Source organism: Niallia sp. FSL M8-0099, assembly GCF_038006945.1.
Classification (GTDB): domain Bacteria; phylum Bacillota; class Bacilli; order Bacillales; family Cytobacillaceae; genus Niallia; species Niallia circulans.
In genome coordinates, this window is the sequence record NZ_JBBOWF010000002.1 from 1,310,769 (window position 1) to 1,332,936 (window position 22,168).

The 22,168-nt window shown below is 36.9% G+C and carries 23 protein-coding genes; 12 read left to right on the forward strand and 11 right to left on the reverse strand.

All coding sequences use genetic code 11. The annotated features are described in order from the left end of the window. Window positions 1–78: 78 nt before the first annotated feature. On the reverse strand, window positions 79–747 hold the full coding sequence (locus NSQ92_RS21000) for a uracil-DNA glycosylase (protein ID WP_047940797.1): 669 nt from the start codon (window positions 745–747) through the stop codon (window positions 79–81). A gap of 13 nt (window positions 748–760) precedes the next feature. After that, window positions 761–1,510, reverse strand: a complete 750-nt coding sequence (locus tag NSQ92_RS21005; protein WP_341153186.1) for a DUF4230 domain-containing protein — start codon at window positions 1,508–1,510, stop codon at window positions 761–763. 196 nt (window positions 1,511–1,706) lie between these two features. Between NSQ92_RS21005 and NSQ92_RS21010 the strand changes: the two genes are divergently transcribed. Next, window positions 1,707–2,030 carry a general stress protein gene (locus NSQ92_RS21010; protein ID WP_341153187.1) on the forward strand — a complete coding sequence of 108 codons (324 nt, stop codon included), beginning with the start codon at window positions 1,707–1,709 and terminating at the stop codon, window positions 2,028–2,030. Window positions 2,031–2,064: 34 nt separating this feature from the next. Here the strand turns inward: NSQ92_RS21010 and NSQ92_RS21015 are convergent, their stop codons facing one another. From NSQ92_RS21015 to NSQ92_RS21025, 3 genes are read right to left on the reverse strand one after another with little or no spacing between them, the layout of a single operon-like run. Continuing rightward, window positions 2,065–3,087, reverse strand: a complete 1,023-nt coding sequence (locus NSQ92_RS21015) for a MoeB/ThiF family adenylyltransferase (RefSeq protein ID WP_047940800.1) — start codon at window positions 3,085–3,087, stop codon at window positions 2,065–2,067. Window positions 3,088–3,104: 17 nt separating this feature from the next. Beyond that, window positions 3,105–3,338, reverse strand: a complete 234-nt coding sequence (gene moaD / locus NSQ92_RS21020) for a molybdopterin converting factor subunit 1 (RefSeq protein ID WP_341153188.1) — start codon at window positions 3,336–3,338, stop codon at window positions 3,105–3,107. Beyond that, window positions 3,335–3,796: a molybdenum cofactor biosynthesis protein MoaE gene (locus NSQ92_RS21025; RefSeq protein WP_095258236.1), complete on the reverse strand. Its 462-nt coding sequence runs from the start codon at window positions 3,794–3,796 to the stop codon at window positions 3,335–3,337. Before NSQ92_RS21025 ends, moaD begins: the two co-directional genes overlap by 4 nt. A 289-nt stretch (window positions 3,797–4,085) precedes the next feature. Here NSQ92_RS21025 and pdxK point away from each other — a divergent pair, with 289 nt between their 5' ends. The 3 genes from pdxK to bshB2 all read left to right on the forward strand — a co-directional run bounded on the left by pdxK (window position 4,086) and on the right by bshB2 (window position 6,076). Then, window positions 4,086–4,907, forward strand: a complete 822-nt coding sequence (gene pdxK / locus NSQ92_RS21030) for a pyridoxine/pyridoxal/pyridoxamine kinase (protein ID WP_341153189.1) — start codon at window positions 4,086–4,088, stop codon at window positions 4,905–4,907. A 107-nt stretch (window positions 4,908–5,014) separates the two neighbouring features. Next, the gene (locus tag NSQ92_RS21035; RefSeq protein WP_095258238.1) at window positions 5,015–5,362 is read left to right on the forward strand and encodes a YojF family protein; all 348 of its coding nucleotides are present in this window, start codon (window positions 5,015–5,017) and stop codon (window positions 5,360–5,362) included. A 48-nt stretch (window positions 5,363–5,410) separates the two neighbouring features. Continuing rightward, on the forward strand, window positions 5,411–6,076 hold the full coding sequence (gene bshB2, locus NSQ92_RS21040) for a bacillithiol biosynthesis deacetylase BshB2 (RefSeq protein WP_047940805.1): 666 nt from the start codon (window positions 5,411–5,413) through the stop codon (window positions 6,074–6,076). A gap of 302 nt (window positions 6,077–6,378) precedes the next feature. On the opposite strand, the gene NSQ92_RS21045 is transcribed toward bshB2, so the two are convergent. Both NSQ92_RS21045 and NSQ92_RS21050 read right to left on the reverse strand, forming a co-directional pair. Beyond that, on the reverse strand, window positions 6,379–7,329 hold the full coding sequence (locus tag NSQ92_RS21045) for an alpha/beta hydrolase (RefSeq protein WP_061796911.1): 951 nt from the start codon (window positions 7,327–7,329) through the stop codon (window positions 6,379–6,381). Window positions 7,330–7,581: 252 nt separating this feature from the next. Further along, on the reverse strand, window positions 7,582–8,031 hold the full coding sequence (locus NSQ92_RS21050; RefSeq protein WP_341153190.1) for an SRPBCC family protein: 450 nt from the start codon (window positions 8,029–8,031) through the stop codon (window positions 7,582–7,584). A 185-nt stretch (window positions 8,032–8,216) separates the two neighbouring features. Here NSQ92_RS21050 and NSQ92_RS21055 point away from each other — a divergent pair, with 185 nt between their 5' ends. From NSQ92_RS21055 to NSQ92_RS21065, 3 genes are all read left to right on the forward strand, one after another. Beyond that, entirely contained in the window at window positions 8,217–8,951 is a 735-nt protein-coding gene (locus NSQ92_RS21055) for an ABC transporter ATP-binding protein (protein ID WP_061796915.1), read from the forward strand. Then, complete coding sequence (locus tag NSQ92_RS21060; RefSeq protein WP_251687852.1) at window positions 8,941–9,963, forward strand: ABC transporter permease; 1,023 nt, start codon at window positions 8,941–8,943, stop codon at window positions 9,961–9,963. Before NSQ92_RS21055 ends, NSQ92_RS21060 begins: the two co-directional genes overlap by 11 nt. Window positions 9,964–10,031: 68 nt before the next feature. After that, the gene (locus NSQ92_RS21065) at window positions 10,032–10,682 is read left to right on the forward strand and encodes a TetR/AcrR family transcriptional regulator (protein WP_047940811.1); all 651 of its coding nucleotides are present in this window, start codon (window positions 10,032–10,034) and stop codon (window positions 10,680–10,682) included. Window positions 10,683–10,735: 53 nt separating this feature from the next. Here NSQ92_RS21065 and NSQ92_RS21070 read toward each other — a convergent pair whose 3' ends face one another. Next, on the reverse strand, window positions 10,736–11,590 hold the full coding sequence (locus NSQ92_RS21070; RefSeq protein ID WP_095322001.1) for a Cof-type HAD-IIB family hydrolase: 855 nt from the start codon (window positions 11,588–11,590) through the stop codon (window positions 10,736–10,738). Between the two features lie 635 nt (window positions 11,591–12,225). Here NSQ92_RS21070 and NSQ92_RS21075 point away from each other — a divergent pair. From NSQ92_RS21075 to cydC, 4 genes are read left to right on the forward strand one after another with little or no spacing between them, the layout of a single operon-like run. Next, a complete protein-coding gene (locus NSQ92_RS21075) occupies window positions 12,226–13,629 on the forward strand; it encodes a cytochrome ubiquinol oxidase subunit I (protein ID WP_047940813.1) in 1,404 nt (467 codons plus the stop codon). Further along, window positions 13,622–14,638: a cytochrome d ubiquinol oxidase subunit II gene (gene cydB / locus NSQ92_RS21080; protein ID WP_095320421.1), complete on the forward strand. Its 1,017-nt coding sequence runs from the start codon at window positions 13,622–13,624 to the stop codon at window positions 14,636–14,638. The genes NSQ92_RS21075 and cydB overlap by 8 nt, the downstream gene beginning before the upstream one ends. Further along, window positions 14,638–16,338 carry a thiol reductant ABC exporter subunit CydD gene (cydD, locus tag NSQ92_RS21085; protein WP_341153191.1) on the forward strand — a complete coding sequence of 567 codons (1,701 nt, stop codon included), beginning with the start codon at window positions 14,638–14,640 and terminating at the stop codon, window positions 16,336–16,338. The genes cydB and cydD overlap by 1 nt, the downstream gene beginning before the upstream one ends. Window positions 16,339–16,355: 17 nt before the next feature. Then, window positions 16,356–18,077, forward strand: a complete 1,722-nt coding sequence (cydC, locus tag NSQ92_RS21090; RefSeq protein ID WP_341153192.1) for a thiol reductant ABC exporter subunit CydC — start codon at window positions 16,356–16,358, stop codon at window positions 18,075–18,077. Window positions 18,078–18,224: 147 nt separating this feature from the next. Here the strand turns inward: cydC and ybaK are convergent, their stop codons facing one another. Continuing rightward, complete coding sequence (ybaK, locus tag NSQ92_RS21095) at window positions 18,225–18,701, reverse strand: Cys-tRNA(Pro) deacylase (RefSeq protein ID WP_047940817.1); 477 nt, start codon at window positions 18,699–18,701, stop codon at window positions 18,225–18,227. 155 nt (window positions 18,702–18,856) lie between these two features. Here ybaK and NSQ92_RS21100 point away from each other — a divergent pair, with 155 nt between their 5' ends. Continuing rightward, window positions 18,857–19,579 (forward strand): class I SAM-dependent methyltransferase, encoded by a 723-nt coding sequence (locus NSQ92_RS21100; protein ID WP_061796924.1) that lies wholly within the window; start codon window positions 18,857–18,859, stop codon window positions 19,577–19,579. 55 nt (window positions 19,580–19,634) lie between these two features. Here the strand turns inward: NSQ92_RS21100 and NSQ92_RS21105 are convergent, their stop codons facing one another. Together NSQ92_RS21105 and NSQ92_RS21110 are read right to left on the reverse strand one after the other, a co-directional pair. Then, window positions 19,635–20,537 (reverse strand): NAD(P)/FAD-dependent oxidoreductase, encoded by a 903-nt coding sequence (locus tag NSQ92_RS21105; protein ID WP_047940819.1) that lies wholly within the window; start codon window positions 20,535–20,537, stop codon window positions 19,635–19,637. A gap of 150 nt (window positions 20,538–20,687) precedes the next feature. Continuing rightward, window positions 20,688–22,019, reverse strand: coding sequence for a 6-phospho-beta-glucosidase (locus NSQ92_RS21110; protein ID WP_061796928.1), 1,332 nt, complete (start codon window positions 22,017–22,019; stop codon window positions 20,688–20,690). Between the last annotated feature and the right edge of the window lie 149 nt (window positions 22,020–22,168).

A 22,168-nucleotide genomic window follows, 5' to 3' on the forward strand; every position in this document is an offset into this window, starting at 1 on the left:
AATACATAATGAGTAGATACTTCTATTATCTAATAGAAATGATCCCTCATACATATTTCCTTTATTATATTCTTCTTTTCACAAAAAATCATCTATACACCAATTGATCGGGGACTGCCCATTATTTTCAAGCATCCTATTTATAGTAGAAAATGGTCTGCTTCCTAGAAAGCCGCGGTGAGCGGAAAGTGGACTTGGATGTGTCGATAAAATGGTGCCATGCTTGTCTTGATCAATAAAAGCAAGCTTTTTTTGGGCTGGATTTCCCCATAGCACAAAAATAACTGGTTCTTCTCTGTCATTCAACATCTTTATTACTTTGTCTGTAAATACTTCCCATCCTTTCCCACGATGAGAATTCGCTTGTCCAGCTCTCACTGTTAAAACTGTATTTAATAGAAGCACCCCTTGGTCTGCCCAGTTTTTTAAATAGCCATGGTTCGGAATAGGACAGCCAAGATCAGCATGAAGCTCTTTATAAATGTTTTTTAAGGATGGTGGAACTTTTACTCCTGGCATAACGGAAAAGCTTAAGCCATGAGCTTGATTCGGACCATGATAAGGGTCCTGTCCCAAAATAACAACCTTTACTCTATCATAAGGAGTATATGTTAAACTATTAAAAATATCTTCCCTTTTAGGATAAATAGTAGATTCTCTGTATTCTGTTTCTAAGAAGGCTTCCAATTGGCTAAAATACTCCTTCTGACGCTCCTGTTCCAATAATTGCTCCCATGATGCAGCCATACTATCTCCTCCTTTATTCTTCGGCAAAACTTACTTCAAGTGTATAGCCTAATCTTCCATAGAATTCCTTCAATGTTTTTTGAGCATTTTCCTCTGCTTTCACTAAAATCCCCTGATCTACAGCCTCTTTCTTCATCGTTTCCTTCGCTTCATCCATTAAACTATAAGCTTCTTCCCACCTTACATCTCCTCTAAAAATGCCTGAAACAGAATATGTTTCTACTTTCTCAAAATCAATGGAAGGATCCTGAAGAAAATCTGCCTTTGGTAACTCAATATGGATGCTTTTCTCATCCTCATCTACTTGTAATTGTTCGTCCGTAACTATCGATAAGTCTACTCCAGCTGTTAGTGTCCCTGGTACAACTAACAATATTTTTCTTTTTGTGCCAGGAAAATCCGTCTCAATTTCCTTACCAAAAATTTCATTATCCTCTTTTTCTAGAATTGTTTTTATAAAAGCTTGAGAGGTGGCTAAAGTGGATAAATCTTTCATCTGTTCTAAATAAGCCGTTGTTTTTAGAACGGACTCTTGCGGAAAGGCAACTTTCCATAACCCTACTATTCCGACTATCAAAATCACGATTAACACACTAAAAAAAAGCATGATTTTTTTATTTAACCGATTCATTAGTCTATATAAACCAAAAGAAGGAAAGCGAATTCCCCTTCTGCTATTTAACTCCATTGCTGTACTTGCCTGTTCCCTTTTCCCCGCATCTAACTCCCGGCTGATTCGTTCTTTTTCTTTTTTACTTACCATTTAACTCCTCCTGATCCTATTATTGTCTCCTTCTATTATATAGGGAAATTTGTCGATTGTGGGGATATTTGTCTATGTAGTATTTCCCAAATGGCAGCCGATGAAAAAATTACCAACGAAAAAATTGTTTGATTACCATTTTAAGAGGCTATATAAAAAACATAGATAAATTCCACTATTATAGGAGGCTATCATTATGTATAAAGTAGAAGTAGTAGAAAACGGTGTACAAGCAACCAATATTATTAATGCATTAGAAAACCAAGGCTACAAAAAAGAGAATATTTACATTTTTGCTCACGATAAAGACCGTTCTGAGGATTTAACAAATGCAACGGAAACTGGAAATGTATCAGTGAAGGAGCAAGGTTTACTTGATTCTATCAGCAACGTTTTCCGAAAAAGAGGCGACGAATTGCGTTCTAAATTACAATCAGTAGGCTTAACAGATGCAGAAGCAGCTAAATACGAGGAAGTATTAGATACAGGTAAATTAGTAATTGTTGGGTCACAAGAATAAAGAGAAATCCCGCCTTCTTTTATGCGGGATTTTTTTATCCTAATAATTGGTCATATAGCTTCTTTGCATAGACAACATCATTTGTTTCATGGATTAATGCTCTTCCATCTTTAAAAAAGACTACTCTGTTTCTTTCTAGCTGAACAGATAGGAGAAACGGATTTTGTCGCACTTTATATCCTTTCTTTTGCAAGCTTTCTGTTAATCGTTGAAAAGGAATATTTTTTGGACTAGATGGACGAATTTGAACCGTTTCTCTTCCACATAAAACAGCTACCTTTGTCTGATTCTCCCTTTCAAGAAAAGGATATGACCGTTTTTCTCCACATGTAGGACAATCACTTCTCTTTGCACGGCTCACTTTCACATTGTGATATTCATTATTCCATAAATCAAACGTTAAAAAGGATCCGCGCAAAGCAGCTTTATCTCCCCTTAAAAGCTTCAACGCCTCTGTTACTTGATGAGAAACGACCACTTGTACAGCTGGTGCAATAATTCCTACTGTATCACAAGTTAAACCAGTCATGGGCATCGTTTTCAATAAGCAATGAAGACAGGGTGTCTCACCTGGTATTATCGTGTAGCTCATCCCGGAACTCCCGACACAGGCCCCGTAAATCCAGGGAATTCCATGCTTAACAGCCATATCATTTACTATCATTCTTATTTCCATATTATCCGCAGCATCTATTATTAAGTCGATATTCTCAACTAACTGTTCTAATAGCGCTGCGGTTGCCTCACCAATTATCCCTTTCACTGTGCAGCCTCGATTAATTTCCTTTAGTCTATTTTCGGCCGCAAATGCTTTTGGTATTTTCTCGTCAGCATCCTTTTCTGTATATAGCTGCTGCCGCTGCAGGTTGCTTTTTTCGACATAATCTCTATCTATAATGGTTAAGCTTCCGATACCGCTTCTGCATAACATCTCTGCAACAGAAGACCCTAATGCACCTGCACCAATAATTAACACATGCTTCCTGCCAATTATTCTCTGCCCTTCTGCTCCAATGGGGGAAAACAAAACTTGGCGTGAATATCTGCTTTGATCCATTTGTACCTACTCCTTCCTCATCCCCCGCTAACAGGTGGAATAAAGGCAATTGTATCGTTTTCTTCCACTATATCTTCATCCATTGCAAATTCCTCGTTTACCGCAACCATTAATCCTTGAAGAGACAGCGAGGGGAAGGCACTTAATAAATATTCCTTAACCTGTGCAATCGTCTGCCCTTGCCATTCCAATTCCATTGCCTCTTTTCCTATCGTTTCTTTTACTCCAGCAAAGAATAGTAATTGGATCAATTTAATTCCTCCTCACTTGGTCTGCCATCTTCATACCTTTTCGTACCTTTCTGGTTCCCAATCCACTCTTCACCAGATTCCCAATGTTCCCTCTTCCAAATTGGCACGATTTCTTTTATTCTTTCTATCGCATATTGATTTGCCGCATAGGCATCCTTTCGATGTGGAGTCGAAACTGCTATCACTACTGCTACATCACTGATTTCCAGCTTGCCGATTCGGTGGGTAATCGCAATTTCAATGTCTCCCCACTTCTCCTTTACCTCTTCCCCTATTTGCGCAAGTTTTTTCGCAGCCATCGGCACATATGCCTCATATGTTAAAAACAATGTTTTTTTTCCGGCAGTCATTTCCCTTACCGTACCAATAAAAGTAGTAATCGCACCTGCGTTTCTTCTTACAACCTTATCAATAACTTCTTGCAAATTAATTGGACAGTCCGTTATTTCAAATTTCATATAAATTCCTTTCTCGATCTACTCTCATCTTTTTTCCATATCGATTTTTTATTTTTCTTTCAAACGTAAAGATTATATTTAAAGGTTACCATAAACAAAGACAGAATTCTCTTACTACTCTTCGCTCTTTGCAATATTTTTTATCGTTGGTATGCAAAATCATCTTGTAAAGCAGACTAAGCAAAGGGTGCGGAAAAGTTGTATGATTAATTAAAATGGTCTACAATTATTCAATCAAACAAAATTACTTTTCACTGAAATAATAGCCATTACATAGGAGGCATAACAAATGAAGAAAGTATTAACTTTAGCAGGCTCTGACACAAGCGGCGGTGCAGGTATTCAAGCAGATTTAAAGACATTCCAAGAATTAGGTGTTTATGGTATGACTGCTTTAACAACGATTGTAACAATGGACCCTAAAAATCATTGGCACCATAACGTATTTCCCCAGGATATTAATACAGTTAACGCGCAATTAGAAACCGTGTTATCTGTGGGAATTGATGCTATGAAAACAGGAATGCTTGGATCTGTCGAAATCATTGAAGCAGCGGCAAAGCTAATTGATGAAAATAATATCAAAAATGTTGTGATTGATCCTGTCATGATTTGTAAGGGCGAAGATGAAGTTCTTCATCCAGAAACAGCCGATGCCCTACGTGAATTGCTTGTTCCAAGAGCAACTGTGGTAACACCAAACCTTTTTGAAGCTTGGCAGCTTGCCCAAACTGATAAACCAATTAAAACAGTAGAAGATTTAAAAGAAGCGGCCGCAAAAATTCACGAACTTGGACCTAAATATGTTCTCATCAAAGGCGGCAGTAAGTTAGGACATGAAAAAGCAATTGATCTTCTATACGATGGAAAAGAATTTACTATCTTTGAGAGCGAACTAATAGATACAACGTATACTCATGGGGCAGGCTGCACAAACTCTGCTGCTATTACAGCTGAACTAGCTAAAGGTGCTACTGTAGAAGAAGCTGTTCAAACAGCAAAAGATTTTATTACAGCAGCTATCAGCAATGGATTTAAATTAAACGAGTATGTAGGACCAACTATGCATGGAGCATATCGTAACGAAAAAGAAAAGCTTAGTGAGAAATAAAAACAGCAGTTCAATATATTCTCCTTTTACCATGCCATTATAAAAGGAGATTATGCCCTTACCATTTTTTATTGTTTAAATAAACTATTAGCAAGGAGGGATATTCTGTGGAATTTGTACAAATGGAAAAAGTGCAAAACGAAATCGATCGTTTTAGTGGAAAGGAAATCTATATTCACTTAGAAACAACAAATGGCGCTTATGCCAACCATAATGATGAAACCTTCTTCAATTCAGGCGCCTATATCCGCAATGCCCAGCTAGCCTATGAATATGGCAAAATTACGGGAAACGGCCCCTATCGAATTGGCTTAAAAACAGCAATAGGCTGGATTTATGCTGAAGGTATCACCCACTATGAAATTGACGATAAAAATAGATTGTTATTGGCAGGCTTAGACTTTACCGGAAAATTAGCAGTAGCCTTAGAAATAAGCGAAACACCATTTGAATAAACAATTAATGGAACATGCTTTTTTCATTACATGAAAGGAGGAACTCAGATGGAAACAGAAAAACAAGTATTAGTTATTTTTCCTCATCCCGATGATGAGGCATTTGGTGTATCTGGAACCATTTCAAAATTTTTACACGAAGGGGTTCCAGTTACTTACGCTTGCTTAACCCTTGGACAAATGGGAAGAAACTTAGGAAATCCACCATTTGCAACAAGAGAATCCTTACCAGAAATTCGCAGAAATGAATTAAAGGAAGCAGCTAGAGCAATGGGCCTAGAAGATCTCCGTATGCTCGGCTATCGTGATAAAACAATCGAATTCCTAAAAGAAGAAGTATTAGTCGATGAGTTTACAGCATTACTAGATGAATTAAATCCTTCTTTAGTGATTACTTTTTATCCAGGTTATTCTGTGCATCCGGACCACGATGCTACAGGAGCTGCTGTTGTAAAGGCCATCGAAAAGAGAGAAGCTTCTAAACGACCAAAACTTTACTGTGTAGCATTTTCCAAGAACACAGAGGAAGACCTTGGACAGCCAGATATTGAAATTGATGTGGAAAATTTTGCAGAACAGAAAATCAAAACAATCGCAGCCCACCTTTCTCAAACACAACAATATGTAGCAGTCCTGCAAGAAGGAATAAAGAATCAGGACCCAGAAGTTCTAGCTCGATTGTATACGGAAAAATACTGGACATATAAATTTTAATTTTGGAGAAAACAGGGAAAAAGATTGAGACATACGTCTTGCGATTATAAAAAGGTTTGTGGTAAACACCTGTTTCTGCGAGAAATAGAGATGCCATAGCCCTCTTCTTTTTCCCCAGTACCTTGTTTGTCTGTAGAGTAATAGAACAAATTGCTTTCGCCTCTCGGGCTTTTATTTACATAAATACCCAAAGTGGTGAAAGCAATCGTTATTAAATCGCTATATTAGAAATTGTTCATCTATTCCCATTATCTATTTTGTTTTGTCCCTGTATGTTTTTATTTAAAGAATAACCGCCTAAATTAAGCTTTTAGCCAAGCATTTGCAAGTAAAAGCGCTCCTTTTGCTGCCTCAGTATGCGCCAATGCATTTAGCATAACAAAATCATGTATGATTCCACCAAAACGAGCAGAGGTTACCTTTACTCCCGCTTCACGAAGTTTATTCGCATAAGCTTCTCCTTCATCTCTTAGCACATCTGCCTCAGCCGTAATGATTAAAGCTTCTGGCAGCCCAACTAATTGATCTTTTGTTGCTCTTAAAGGAGATGCTGTAATTTCTGCTCTTTCTTTTGGATCAATAGTATATTGATCCCAGAACCATTTCATGCCATCTCTTCTTAAAAAGTACCCTTCTGCAAATTGGTTATAAGAATCTGTTTCAAAGGATGCGTCTGTAACAGGGTAAAATAGTAGCTGTTTTTGAATAGCAGGGCCTTTGCGTTCTTTCGCCATTAATGTGATCGCTGCGGACATATTTCCGCCCACACTGTCACCTGCTACAGAAATTTTATTAATATCAAAGGCATACTCTTCTCCTTTTGCTGCAATCCATTCTAGCACCGTATATATTTCTTCAATCGCAACCGGATATCTTGCTTCTGGAGAAAGGCTATAATTGGTGAATACAACGGCAGCGTTGGAACCTACTGCTAATTCACGAATTAAGCGATCATGTGTATGTGCATTACCGAATACCCATCCTGCACCATGTGTATATAAAATCACTGGCAATTTAGTTGTAGAGCTGTTCTCTGGACGAACAATTTTAATTGATACTTGATTGGCCGGTCCACCTTTAATAAAAAATTCATTTTCCTCCACTGGTAATTTATCTATCTCACTAGATTGTACTTCATCTACTGCTACTCTACCTTCTGCTGGCTCCAAATCAAATAAATATGGTGGATTAGCTGTGTCTTCTGTAAATTTTTTAGCCGCTTCTTCTAATACAATGTGATTTTTGTTATTCATAGCAAATTACCCCTTTTGATTTCTTAAAATTTAATTGCGCACAACTTATTGAATTAAAATTTTTTACTCCTATGTTGTTTTCTGTTCCTTTACATAAGGAGTACAAGTAGTTAGTTTTATCTGCTGCTCGTAAATTAAATTGCGCACAATTTAATTTTACAATACCAACTTTCTCATTCAAAGTCAATTTATTTTTTATTAAAAATGCTGAGGAAAGTCTTTTTCCTCAGCATTTCATCAAAAAGATATATTTTATAAATTTTCTACTCTTTCTTCTAATACTTCTTTCGCATTCTGCACATGATCATTATCTTCAGATTTCACCATTTTGACAAGAAACTTTCGCATAAGCAGCATTTTTAGTCCCTTAACATGTACAGTGCCTTCAAACTCTACTTGGGTGCCTTCAGGAATCTCCGAAAAGCGATAAGCATAATCAACTATTAATCCATTTGAACTACTTCTACGCAAAAATCCTATATTTTTATCAAAAGTGAGATATTCTATTTCTGTAGATACTGTATTTCCACGAACATTTCTTATCTCTTTATATTTTGTGCCAACTCCAATCGGCTCATTTGTCAACTTTTCTGTTGATACCACTTTATTCATATATTCTGAAGCATTTGCCATGTCCGCAAAATAAGCAAAAACTTCTTCAATGGGCTCACAAATAATAACACTCGCATTAAAATCTGCCATTTTTCCACCTCAATAGAATCTATCTTTTTAGGTTTTTCATTTCTATTATAGCGAATAAATAGCAAATTGAATAATTGATTTCTAGCGAACTATAAAAATGAGTGATTACTCACTTTACAAAGTGTAACTTTTTTCATAATATAAAAGTGAGTAATCACTCATTTATTCGAAAGGTGGTTTTTAATATGGGGACACCATCCATTGTTTCTGTTAAGAATATTTCCAAAGCATTTGGAGAGAAACAAATTTTAACCCAAATTGACTTAAGTGTTTATCCCGGAGAAATCTTAGGATTACTTGGTCCGTCCGGAGCTGGAAAGACATCACTTGTGAAAGAAATTATTGGATTAGATTTACCTGATAGTGGTTCTATTTCTGTATTAGATGTGGAAATGCCAAATCTAACTATAATGGGGAAAATCGGTTACATGGCACAGGCAGATGCATTATATCAAGATTTAACAGCTAAGGAAAATCTCGATTTTTTCGCTAGCTTGTATGGATTAAAAGGAACAGAGAAAAAATCTAGAATAGATAGTGTTGCTAATTTAGTAGAATTATCAGATCATCTTTCCAAGCCAGTATCCCAGTATTCTGGAGGAATGAAGAGAAGGCTATCTATCTGTATTGCTCTTTTAAACACTCCAAAGCTGCTAATTTTAGATGAACCTACAGTTGGGATTGACCCTATTCTCCGAAAAGCAATTTGGCAGACTTTTAACCAGCTTAAAGATAATGGAACATCCATCATTGTAACTACTCATGTAATGGATGAAGCAGAAAAATGTGATCGTCTTGGAATGATAAGAAACGGTCAACTTATTGCTCTTGATACACCGAAAAACTTGATGAACCGCTGCAATGCCCAAACAATGGAGGAAGCATTCTTATATTATGGAGGTTTAGCAAATGAGAATTAACGCCTTAGTATTACGCATATTAAAACAATTTTATCGTGATAAAAGAACACTAGCGCTAATGATATTAGCTCCTATTCTCATTTTAACATTAGTCCATCTAGTTTTTAATGGCGATGACTATGAAATAAAAATAGGATTAATTGACACACCTGACTCCATAGGCACGGCCTTTGAAAAAGAAGAATTGAAAACATCTATCTACAATAGCGAGGCTGCGGCAAAAGCTGCATTAAAAGATAGAAAAATTGATGCTTATTTTCTTGGTGAAAACAACCAAACAAAATTAATGTTAGAAGGAAGTGACCCTTCTATTACCAAAGCAACGATTACAAAAGCACAAGGTGCCATACAAAATCTTTCTTCTCATAAAGCAGTACTGGATGTAGACTTACTTTACGGTTCTATTGATATGAAACAATTTGATTCATTTGGGCCTAGTTTACTTGGAATTTTTGCCTTCTTTTTTGTTTTTCTAGTAGCTGGCGTATCTTTTTTAAGGGAAAGAACTTCAGGAACGTTGGAGCGATTACTTTCTAGTCCTATTAGAAGATGGGAGCTAGTTCTTGCTTATATTATCGGTTTTGGATTATTTACAATGGTGCAATCGGGCATTATTGTCGTTTATTCTGTCTATGTTCTCAAAATGGAAAATTATGGTTCTATTTTATATGTATTATTCATTACGCTATTATTAGCATTAGTAGCCCTTACATTAGGCATACTCTTATCTTCTTTTGCCCATAATGAATTGCAAATGTTTCAATTTATCCCAATTGTCATTGTCCCACAAGTTTTCTTCTCTGGGCTTTTTAACTTAGATACAATTTCTCCCGTAATTAGCTGGATTTCTTACTTGACTCCGTTATATTACGCAGCAGATGCCTTATGTGAGGTAATGATTCGTGGTCACGGTTTCAAGGATATAATAGAACCTCTTAGTATCCTTTTAGGCTATTCCATCATCTTTATGATTATTAATATCTTTGTATTGAAAAAATATCGCAGTATCTAAGATATTATATTTTTCTCCATAATCCTTTATAATTAAATTAGATTGGATGGATAAGGAGTTTCCTATAAATGAACAATAGTGACAATATATTAGAGTTAATTTTAAAAGAAGAACAGTCAATAACAGATAAACAGAAAAAAATACTGATGGCAGCCATTGAAGCATTTTCCGAAAAGGGCTATGCCGCAACCTCTACTAGTGAAATTGCTAGAATGGCAGGCGTTGCAGAAGGTACTATCTTTCGACACTACAAAACCAAAAAGGATTTACTATTAACCCTTCTCTCTCCGTTGTTAAGTACGTTGATTGCACCACGAGTCATAAAGGATTTTGATAAAGTATTAAATGCTTCTCATGATAGCTTTGAAGATTTCCTTCGAGCTGTAGTAAAAAACAGAATGGAGTTTTTACAACACAATATTGCGTTATTTAAAATTTTAATACAAGAAATCCCTTTTCATGATGATCTACGAGAGACATTTAAAAATCAAATCTCTATGAACATTTTTAAACGCCTTCAAGAAATTATGGGAAATTATAAAGAAAAAGGAGAGATTATTTCTATTCCTCCTTTTAGCTCCGTTCGCCTAACAGTATCATCAATTTTTGGTTATTTTATCGCTCGTTACCTCCTTCTTCCTGATATAAAGTGGGATGATGATGAAGAAATTGAACGAACCATCCAGTTTATTCTTTATGGATTAAAACCTCGGGAATAATAATAAAAAAGGTAGATGAACTTATTCGCGTTCATCTACCTTTTTTGACCATCTTATTCCTCTAATGCTTTTCTAATTGCTTGAGCCACTCCACTTTCTTCATTTGTTCCTGTCACAAAGTGGCATTGACGTTGAATATCTTCCACCGCATTCCCCATCGCAACTGCTCTGCCAGCCATTTGAAACATGGAAACATCATTATAATTATCTCCAATTGCCATCGTGTCAGAAAGAGAAATGTTGCGATCCTTCACAAATTTCTCAAGCGCAATCCCTTTTTGAGCATGAATAGAAGTAATTTCTAAGTTCTCCTTACCGGAAGAACTAATTGCTGCTCCTTCCAGTTTAGTCAACTCCTCTCTAACATTACCTAAAACGATCGGATCAAAATGGAATGCTAATAATTTATAAATAACCTGGTCGTCATCTTGAAATAATTCTTCATAACTATCTAATTGATGAATTTCCTTCAGTCTTTCCTCGGCCGCTTTTTTAATCTCTTCCATATCCTTCACATGGCCACTTACAGTAAAAATATCCATAATCAGTGATCGTGCTACTGTTTTATCAAGTGTATACGTTCCTCTATTAGTATAGACTTCATAATATACTTGATATTTATGTAAAATTTCAGCCATTTGTCTGGCTAGATCTTTACTTAATGGATTTGTATCGACGATGATATGCTCATTCGTCCTAATTTCTGCTCCATTTGCACAAATCATCGGTGTAATAACCCCTGCCTCTTTTAAAAGGTCTCCTGCTTCTTCATAAGCACGTCCAGTAGCGATTACTACCTCTACTCCTTTATCTTGTGCTTCTTTAATTGCTTCTCGATTTTCTTTCGTGATTTCTTGTGTGGATGTTAATAACGTCCCATCCATATCAATTGCTATGCATTTAATCATCTAAACACCCTCAATAATTTATTCAGCTTCATCAATAATTTTCAATTCCTTTATCATCATAACATGAAAGAACAAGCAGCAAAAGGAAGAGAACTTTAAGAGATGCTTGTCTTTTTGTAAATTATTTTATCTGTTTGCTTTATAAGCAGGCACACCGGTTAGAAATAGGAATGCCCTTACTTGCGGATTTTGACTTTTACTTGCGACTCTTCTATCTAATACCTTCACCAACCCATAATGAACTATCTTCGCTGTCCTCTTTCCCTTCTCTGCCTTCTTTCTAAACCATCTTCTATTTTGTCTTTTCTGTGAACGGATATGTGAACATTTTTCAAACAATGAGTGAACTTTACCGCAAACTGACGAAATTTCATTATGATATACCTATCATTTACCAAAAGGAGACGATCGGAAAAATCAACTTTGTTAAAAACCTTTTATATCAATGTTTATCGACTTTTTCCAACATTAAATTACATAGGATGAACATCACGGAAAAGCACTTTTAACAAGTTTTTTTATCCTACTGCCTCAATTAAATCTAATTGAATTTCATCTTATGCAATGATTTTTATCGCTTTATCGAACTGGAAGATTCACAAATCTGTTCAAAATACAAAAAGGAGGAGAAACTCATGGATATGATTTTTCTATCGCGTTTGCAATTTGCTTCAACGACCATATTCCACTTTTTATTTGTTCCCATTTCTATTGGTTTAGTATTTATTATCGCAATCATGGAATCTTTTTATGTGAAAACAGGGAATGAAGAATACAAAAAAATGGCAAAGTTTTGGGGCAAATTATTTTTAATCAATTTTGTTATTGGTATTGTTACAGGAATTCTTCAAGAATTCCAGTTTGGTATGAACTGGTCTAACTATTCTCGCTTTGTTGGTGATGTATTCGGAGCACCACTTGCAATTGAGGCATTGCTCGCTTTCTTTATGGAAAGCACCTTTATTGGACTTTGGATATTCGGCTGGGACCGTTTATCAAAAAAAGTACATTTAGCATGTATTTGGTTGACTGCATTTGGAACAACGATTTCTGCCTTCTGGATTTTAGCAGCAAACAGCTTTATGCAGCGCCCAGTGGGATTTGAAATTAATAATGGCCGCGCTGAAATGAATGATTTCTTTGCACTTATTACAAACGGCCAAGTTCTTGTTGAGTTTCCTCATACTGTGTTTGGAGCACTAGCTACTGGCGCATTTTTAGTATGTGGAATTAGTGCTATTAAATTGTTAGGCAAAAAAGATGTTGATTTCTTTAAAAAATCCTTTCAAATCGGGATTACCGTTGCATTAAGCGCTACGTTTCTAACGCTTGTTGCCGGTCATGCTCAAGCACAATTTTTAGTAGAAACACAGCCAATGAAAATGGCTGCTAGTGAAGGATTATGGGATGAAAGTGAAGATCCAGCACCATGGACCGTGTTTGCCAATATTGATGTAGAAAACAAACAAAATAGCGGAGAAGTAAAAATTCCTTATCTACTAAGCATCCTATCTTACAACACTTTAGATGGCAGCGTAAAAGGAATGAATGATCTGCAAGCAGAGTATGTGCAGAAATATGGAGATGGCAATTATATCCCTCCAGTTAAAACAACTTTCTGGAGTTTCCGCATCATGGTTGCAGCAGGAGTAGCAATGATTCTCCTTGGAATATATGGCGTATTTCTGGCTTGGAAGAAGAAATTAGTTGCTAAACCTAATAAATGGTTCTACCGTTTCATGATTGCAGGAATTTCCTTACCATTTATCGCTAATACCTCTGGATGGATTATGACAGAGATTGGCAGACAGCCATGGACTGTTTTTGGATTAATGACAACAGAAGATAGTATTTCCCCAAGTGTTTCAGCTGGGCAAGTATTATTCTCTATTATTGCATTTTGTACCATCTACGCGATATTAGGTGCTATCATGGTTTATTTATATGTAAAAGTTATTAAAAAAGGGCCATATTTGATGGAAAAAGAAGATACAAAAGTAACGAATGACCCGTTTGCGAAGGAGGGTTTCCATGCTTGAGTTAAATGTTCTTTGGTTTATCTTAGTCGCTGTTTTGTTTATTGGATTCTTCTTTTTAGAAGGTTTTGATTTTGGAGTTGGAATGTCAACAAAGCTTTTAGCAAGAAATGATATGGAAAAACGAATACTCATTAATTCTATTGGTCCTTACTGGGATGCAAATGAAGTGTGGTTAATTACTGCAGGGGGCGCCATGTTCGCCGCTTTCCCTCATTGGTATGCTACAATGTTCAGCGGATTTTATACACCGCTTGTAGTTGTTTTATTAGCGTTAATCGTTCGGGCAACAGGATTTGAATTCCGTGCAAAAGATAGCCACCCTGCATGGAAAAAGGCATGGGATCTGTGTATTTTCTTAGGAAGCTTCCTTCCTCCTTTATTATTTGGCGTTGTTTTTGCTTGTTTTATGCAAGGACTGCCAATTGATAAAAATATGGAATTAAAGGCTGGCTTCTTTGATCTTGTAAACTATTATACATTAACCGGCGGGCTTACAGTATTAGTCCTTTGCCTTGTGCATGGACTAGTATTTACTACCTTACGTACCGTTGGAGACTTACGAGAAAGAGCAAGAAATTTAGCACAAAAGCTTTTGCCTTTATTAGGTATCTTATTATCGTTATTTTCCGCATTAACTTATATTAAAACAGATATTTTCCAAGAACGTGGCTTAATCCTTTCCTTTATCTTCTCATTAGGGGTTATTGCCTTTGTTGTTGGGGGATTCTTTATCTCTCGAAAAATGGATGGATGGGCTTTCGGGATGACTGGTGCCGTTATCGCCTTATCTTTTGCTTCCATTTTCATCGGCTTATTCCCTAGAGTAATGGTTAGCTCAATAAGTGATGCATATAGTTTAACCATTCAAAATGCAGCTTCCGGTCACTATTCTTTAAAAGTGATGACAATTGTAGCCCTAACGCTTCTGCCATTTGTTCTTGGCTATCAGATTTGGAGCTATATTGTGTTCCGGAAACGTATTACTGAGAAGTCTCATTTAGAATACTAATGGATAAAAATCTTTTAAAACTTACTGGGATCAAGCCGATTCTCGCAACTATAGGAATATTAACCATTGTGGAAGGAGCTGCTATTATTCTGCAGGCCAAATGGCTTGCAGAAATAATAGCCTCTTTATATAACGGAGAAAACTATCAAGAGCAATATGTAAAGATCATATTGTTCTTATTAGCTTTTTTAGGGAGGCATTTTTTACACACTATCCAACAAAATATCGCTGCAGCATTTGCTGAAAAAACGAGTAAGGACCTTCGTCTTCAGTTAATGCAAAAACTATTTGAATTAGGTCCTAAGTACACCAAGAAACAAGGAAGCGGAAACATTGCTACACTTGTCCTTGAAGGGATTAGTCAATATAGAACATATTTAGAGCTTTTTCTACCAAGAATGCTGGCTACAGGAATAGTTCCAGGCATGATTATTCTATATGTATTTTGGAATGATTGGCTATCAGGTGTAATCTTAACAGTTACAATGCCGATTTTAATCGGATTTCTAATACTTGTGGGCATGGCAGCTAGCAGCCAAATGAATCGACAGCTTGCCACCTACAAAATCTTATCTAATCACTTTTTGGATTCTTTAAGAGGACTAGACACACTGAAGTTTCTAGGTAGAAGCAAACAGCATAGCGGAAATATCGAAAAGGTAAGTGAACAATATCGCGGGGCAACGATGAAAACATTGCGATTAGCCTTCTTATCCTCCTTTTCTTTAGACTTCTTTACCTCTCTTTCCGTTGCAGTGGTGGCAGTAAACTTAGGATTACGCTTAATAAATGGTGATTTAGTTTTATTACCTGCCTTGATGATTCTTATTTTGGCACCAGAATTTTTCCTGCCTGTTCGAATGGTCGGAGCTGATTATCACGCAACATTAGACGGAAAAGAAGCTGGGGATGCAATCCAAACGATTATCCAAACCCAAAAATCTGCCAAAATGACTGGACAGTCTATTTCTTTAGGTACAAAGCCTTCCTTAACGTTTGACCATGTTACCTTTCAGCATCATCCCGAGGAAAAAGCAACCTTAAAGGACCTTTCCTTTACGATTGATGGCTATAAAAAAATTGGCATTGTCGGTGAAAGTGGCGCGGGGAAGTCTACGCTTATTGACCTCCTAAGCGGTTTTTCTCAACATTGTGCGGGGAGCATTTCTGTAAATAGTGTGTCTTTACCTAGCCTTATGACAGAGGAATGGAGACAGCTGACTACGTATATTCCGCAATCTCCTTATATCTTTAGCATGACATTACGAGAAAATATCTCCTTTTACCAGCCAGATGCTGCCGACGAGGAAATTATCCAAGCATTAAAAGCAACTGGTCTATACGACATTTTTACTACTTTTCCTAATGGTCTAGATGAATTATTAGGAGATGGAGGAAGAAACTTAAGTGGCGGGCAGGAACAAAGAATTGCTTTGGCACGAGCATTCTTAACCAATCGAAAAATCATGCTGTTAGATGAGCCAACCTCTCATTTAGATATTGAAACGGAGTTCGAATTAAAAGAAACGATGCTACCTTTATTTAATGAGAAACTAGTATTCCTTGCAACCCATCGTCTTCATTGGATGAAAGAGATGGATTCAATTATCGTCATGGATCAAGGCACTATTGTAGAATCAGGCACACATGAAGAGCTAGTCGCAGCAAAGGGCTTTTATTATAAGCTATTACAACAGTAAGGAGGATGACTCTAAAAATGAATGAAAACAAATGGATTTCTCCATTTCTGAAAGCAAATAGTGGCCGAATTGTCTTAATTCTTTTCTTGAGTGTCCTAGCTTTACTTACAGCTGCGATGCTTACCTTTACTTCTGGCTATCTTATTTCTAAATCAGCCATTCCAGTCGAAAATATATTAATGGTTTATGTACCAATTGTTGGCGTAAGAACCTTTGGTATCAGCCGGGCTATATTTAGCTATTTGGAAAAATTAGCTGGTCATCATACAGTTCTGCGCATTTTATCGAAAATGCGGATGAAGCTATATCAAATTTTAGAACCACAAGCTTTGTTTTTAAAAAGCAGATTTAAAGTTGGCGATATGCTAGGGATTCTTTCTGATGACATTGAAAAACTGCAAAATATATATTTACGGACCATTTTCCCAACCTTTGCAACCTCTGTTTTATATATATTAGTGGTATGTGCTATTGGAATATTGGATATTCCTTTCGCCATTCTCATGGCAATTTATTTAGGTCTATTATTATTCGTCTTTCCTATTCTTTCTTTAGTGCTCATGCGCAAAAACCAAAGAGAATTTAAACAAAGAAGAAACGGGCTATATCAAAAATTAACGGATAGTATTTTAGGCATTAGCGACTGGGTTATCAGCGGTCGGTCGAAAGGCTTTATAGAGGAATACGAAAAAGAGGAAGCGATTGTTGCGCAACTCAACTATAAGCTTGTTCAATTTACTCGTTGGCGCAACTTTGCTTCCCAAGCAGTTGCGGCATTGATTATCCTTTCTCTCGTTTTCTGGTCTAGTAAGCAATATATCGATGGCGCTATTCCTGTTACATTAATTGCTGCTATTATTCTAGTTGCCTTGCCAATCCTGGACGCTTTTCTAGTCGTTTCTGATGCATTTGAAAAGCTGCCAGCCTACCAAGACTCGTTGGATAGACTTAACAAACTGAATGTTCCTGAACAGAAAAACGAAAGAGTTCGTCCAATCATAGACACCGATATAGTCGATATTCAAGTTGATCAAATTACTTATCAGTATGAGAAAGAACAAACCTCATCCCTATCTAATGTTAGTTTAGATATTCCACAAGGGAAAAAAATTGCCATCATCGGTCGTAGCGGTGCTGGTAAATCAACCTTACTGAAATTGATTCAAGGAGTAATCCAGCCAACAACAGGAAGAGTCACCTATAATGGAGAGACATCGGCTTCGTTTCATGCAGACACTTCTTCGATTATATCTGTGCTCAATCAAACACCTCACCTCTTTGCAACAACGTTACGAAATAATATTTTACTAGGGGTAGAAGAAGCATCGGATAAAGAACTAATAAAAGCGATTAAATCGGCTCAATTAGAGGAGTTAGTTTCATCCTTGCCAAATGGGTTGGATACTTTTATGGAGGAAACAGGCCAACGTTTTTCTGGCGGAGAGAGACAAAGAGTAGCACTAGCCAGAATATTGCTCCAAAAGACTCCTATTGTTATTATGGATGAACCAAATGCCAGTCTTGACCCAAAAACAGAAAAAGCATTACTTAAAACAATCTTTACAACATTGGAAGGAAAAACAATGATCTGGATTACCCATCATCTTGTAGGTGTAGAAGAGATGGATGAAATTATCTTTATGGATCAAGGAGAGATCGTTCTGAGAGGAAGCCATCAAGAACTGCTTGCTACAAGCAGCCGCTACCAGCAATTATATGCATTAGATCATCCAGAATGAATCCGATAATAGGCGAGTCTTCATTAAAGAAGGCCGCCTTAATGTTTTATTTGTTTCGGTTCTTCCTCTGTTACCTTTTCGCAAAAGAGCCTTTGAGGATACCTCTTTACTAAGACATGTTGAACGGCCTGCCCTGCTCTTAAAAATTTAATGAATTACATCTTCTACTCTTGCTTCTGTAACTTGGATCAAATTGTTAACTGCCAATTCAATTTGAACACCAATCTTCCCTCCACTAACAATAATCGTGGATTGCTTGTTCACACTCTCATCCAAGATTGTCTCATACTTTTTCTTCATGCCGATTGGTGAACACCCACCCCGAATATAACCAGTTGTTTTTTGAATATCCTTTACGGCAATCATTTCTAGCTTTTTTGCATTGACTACTTTTGCTGCCTTTTTTAAATCAAGCTCTGCTTCAACAGGGATAACAAATACATAAATTCCATTCCCCGTATCTTTCACCACAAGTGTTTTATACACCATTTCGATTTCTTTACCAATCTTACCCGCAACGGATATACCGTCCATTTTCCCATCTTTATTTTCATAGGTATGTACACTGTAGGAAATCTTTTCGGCATCCAAAATGCGCATTGCATTTGTTTTGGTAATAGCCATAGCTATATACACTTCCTTTCCTAACACTGGTAATTTTTCTCTAATTAAACCATATCATATCGTTACCCAAAATGAATATTAATTATTTCAGAACCAAAGCCCCATATTCTTCATATAGTATGGAAAGTAGAAATCGACTTGCTGGGAGGAATAAAATGAAACCGACCTATCAAGATGCCCTTGCCTATTTCGGGGTGAGCGGTGCACATCCAGGTGGCTTAACATTAACAAAGTTCTTATTGGAACAAGAAAAAATTACGACCCATACAACATTACTTGATGGCGGCTGCGGCACTGGCCAAACTTCAGCTTATATAAAAAAGAACTACCCCTGTGCTGTCACAAGTATTGACTATCATCCTACAATGGTGCAAAGAGCAAAAGAACGATTTAAAAAAGAAAATCTGTCGATTCAATTAGTGCAAGGAAGCCTAGAAAAGATGCCCTTTCCTTCCAACAGCTTTGACATCATTTTAATAGAATCTGTACTAATTTTCACTAATTGCAGAAATTCCCTTGCCGAAATTAAAAGAGTGCTCAAGCCAGGCGGCATCCTACTGTTATTAGAAATGACTGCGGAAAGAAGTCTCCATGCAATAGAACATCAGAATATGTGTGAAGTTTATGGCATTGAAAAGGTCTATACAGAAAAAGAATGGATAGATTTAATGAAGGAAGCGGGTTTTCCCAAAGTAGAAATAAAACTTGGACACTCTGTTTTTTCCCATATGATGACGGGAATGGAAAAGGAAGATGAAGCAATTGATAGAACCGTACCAACGAATGTCCAATTAGAAGGTAAATTGATGGACCATTCCTATATTCTTTATACTTACGGGGATATAATCGGCTACCGAGTATATAGAGCTAGTTTGTAAAAAAAGAGGCTCTCAGTGGATTAGCCTCCATTTGAGAAACCTCTTTTTATTATTTTCAGCTGTCCTTTAGTAAAGCTTTATGAATCCATATAGCTGCTTGCGATCCTTCTCCCATTGCGATTGTAACCTGTTCCGAATGAGCCACAACATCACCTGCTGCCCAGACGCCATCTATATTAGTCATTTTCGTACGCGCATTCACGATAATATGATTATTCTCCATTATCTCGACTCCTAAAGGCACTGCTAAATCTGACTTTACTTTATTCCCGCCAAATGCAATAAAACTATGCTTTGTCTCGAGCATCTTTCCATTTTCCAATACATACCCTTTGATTTGGGAATCATCTGCTAATACTCGATCTATTCTCTCTGTATAAACGGAAATTCCACTATCACTTAATTGTCTAGCCAGCTTTTCGCAAGTAGTCTCTCCACCATGATTAATATACGTAATATCGCTTGTCCAATACAACAAAGTAAGGGCCATATTTGCCCCAACATTTCCATTTCCAATCACTATTGTTTTTTTATCCTTTACTTCATATCCATCACAATCCGGACATAAGTATACGCTGATTCCCAGACAAGGGTACAATTCGGCAAATGGGGGAATATTATCCATAACACCTGTTGCAAGGAGAATTTTCCGAGATTGAAACAGACCCTTTTCAGTTGCTGCCGTAAAATGCCCCTCTTCCTTTTTTAAAGAAGTAACGGTACTCTTAAGAAACTCTACCCCAAGGCTTTCTGCCTGTTTCCTTCCTAAACTCCGCAATTCTGAGCCGCTGATTCCATTAGGATATCCTAAAATATTATGGTAGCTTTTACATATCGTAGATCGACCATCCTCTGCATCAATAATCAGCACATCATGATTATATCTTCCTAATTGAATCGCTGCCTGCAATCCCGCTATGCCACCGCCTATAATAATGCAATCAAGAATTTTGGTCATCTTTTTCCCTTCTTTCTTTTAGTCAAGCCAGTTTCTTTAGTTTTTACGAGGAGACAATTCTTATTCTTCCAAAATACTATCCGCTATAGCGGAATAAAAAAATGGCTATGTATTACGGGATTCCCGAATACATAGCCATTTAATCTTATCTTATGAAGATATTACTTCTTCTTTGAAAAATTGCGGTAAGTGCTCTTTATGTGCTTCTAGCATTTCATCCAAAATTTGTTTTGCCACTTTGTCTGACGGCAACAACGGATTAATCGTCATAGCTAATAATGCGGTATGATAACTTCCTGTAACTGCCGCTTCTGCCGCCACTCTTTCAAAGGACTTAATTTGTTGAACAAGTCCGCGAACTGCAACAGGCAGATCACCGATCGCAATCGGTTTTGGTCCGTCTTTTGTGATAATACTGCTAATTTCTACAGCTGATTCATTTGGAATGCTTGCAATAGCTCCATTATTTATTGTATTGACAGGCTGAATATCTCTTCTGTCATTGTACATAGAATCAATTAAGCTGCAAGCTGCATCACTATAATAAGCACCACCTCTTTTTTCTAGCTGCGGCGGTTTTTTATCTAAGTTTTCATCCTTATAAAGTTCAAACAGCTCTTTTTCTAATTGCTGAACGACTTCAGCACGTGTACCTTGTTCTGCTGCTTCCTCCAACTCATTTTGCAGCATTTCTGCTTGCTTATAATAATAACGGTGATATCCACAAGGAATAACTCCTAATGCTTTAATAAAGTCTGGCTCCCAGTCAATAGCAGCAATATTCCTCATCGTATCACTTTTATGCTTCGACATTTTCTCTAAAAAGTCTGGCGTAATGTTCTTCCCATCTAAATATACATTTAACCCAAATACCATATGGTTCAAGCCAGCAAAGTCAACATGCACACGACTAGATTCTACTTCTAACAGCTTAGCGATACCCATTTGAATAGAAATCGGTACATTACATAGCCCGACAATCTTCTTCCAATTACTATGACGAAGAACAGCTTCTGTTACCATTCCAGCTGGGTTTGTAAAGTTAATGAGCCAAGCGTTTGGACACAGCTCTTCCATATCCTTTACAATATCTAAAATGATAGGAATGGTTCTTAATCCTTTAAACAGCCCTCCTGGACCATTCGTTTCTTGCCCAATCACATTATACTTTAGAGGGATTCTTTCATCTTTAGCACGTGCAGCTAGTAGGCCAACTCGAAATTGAGTTGTAACAAAATCTGCATCCTTAAGCGCTTCTCTTCGGTCTAGAGTTAAGTGAATTTCAATTGGTAAACCTGCTTTCTTCACCATTCTCTTCGCTAGATTTCCAACAATATTAAGCTTTTCTTCTCCTTCAGGAATATCTACTAACCATAGTTCCCGCACAGGTAATGAATCATATCTCTTAATAAACCCTTCCACTAATTCAGGTGTGTAGCTTGACCCACCGCCGATAGTAACAATTTTAATCCCTTTTCCCATAATAGATCGCCTTCCTTTTCTACTTATTTCTGCAATCCCTTACAAAATTACCAATTAAATGAATGTCTCTTCACTTACAACCTTAACGTCTAACTAGACCCGAGTAAATAGGATGCTGGGAATTAGGACTTTTTCACACATAATGGAAC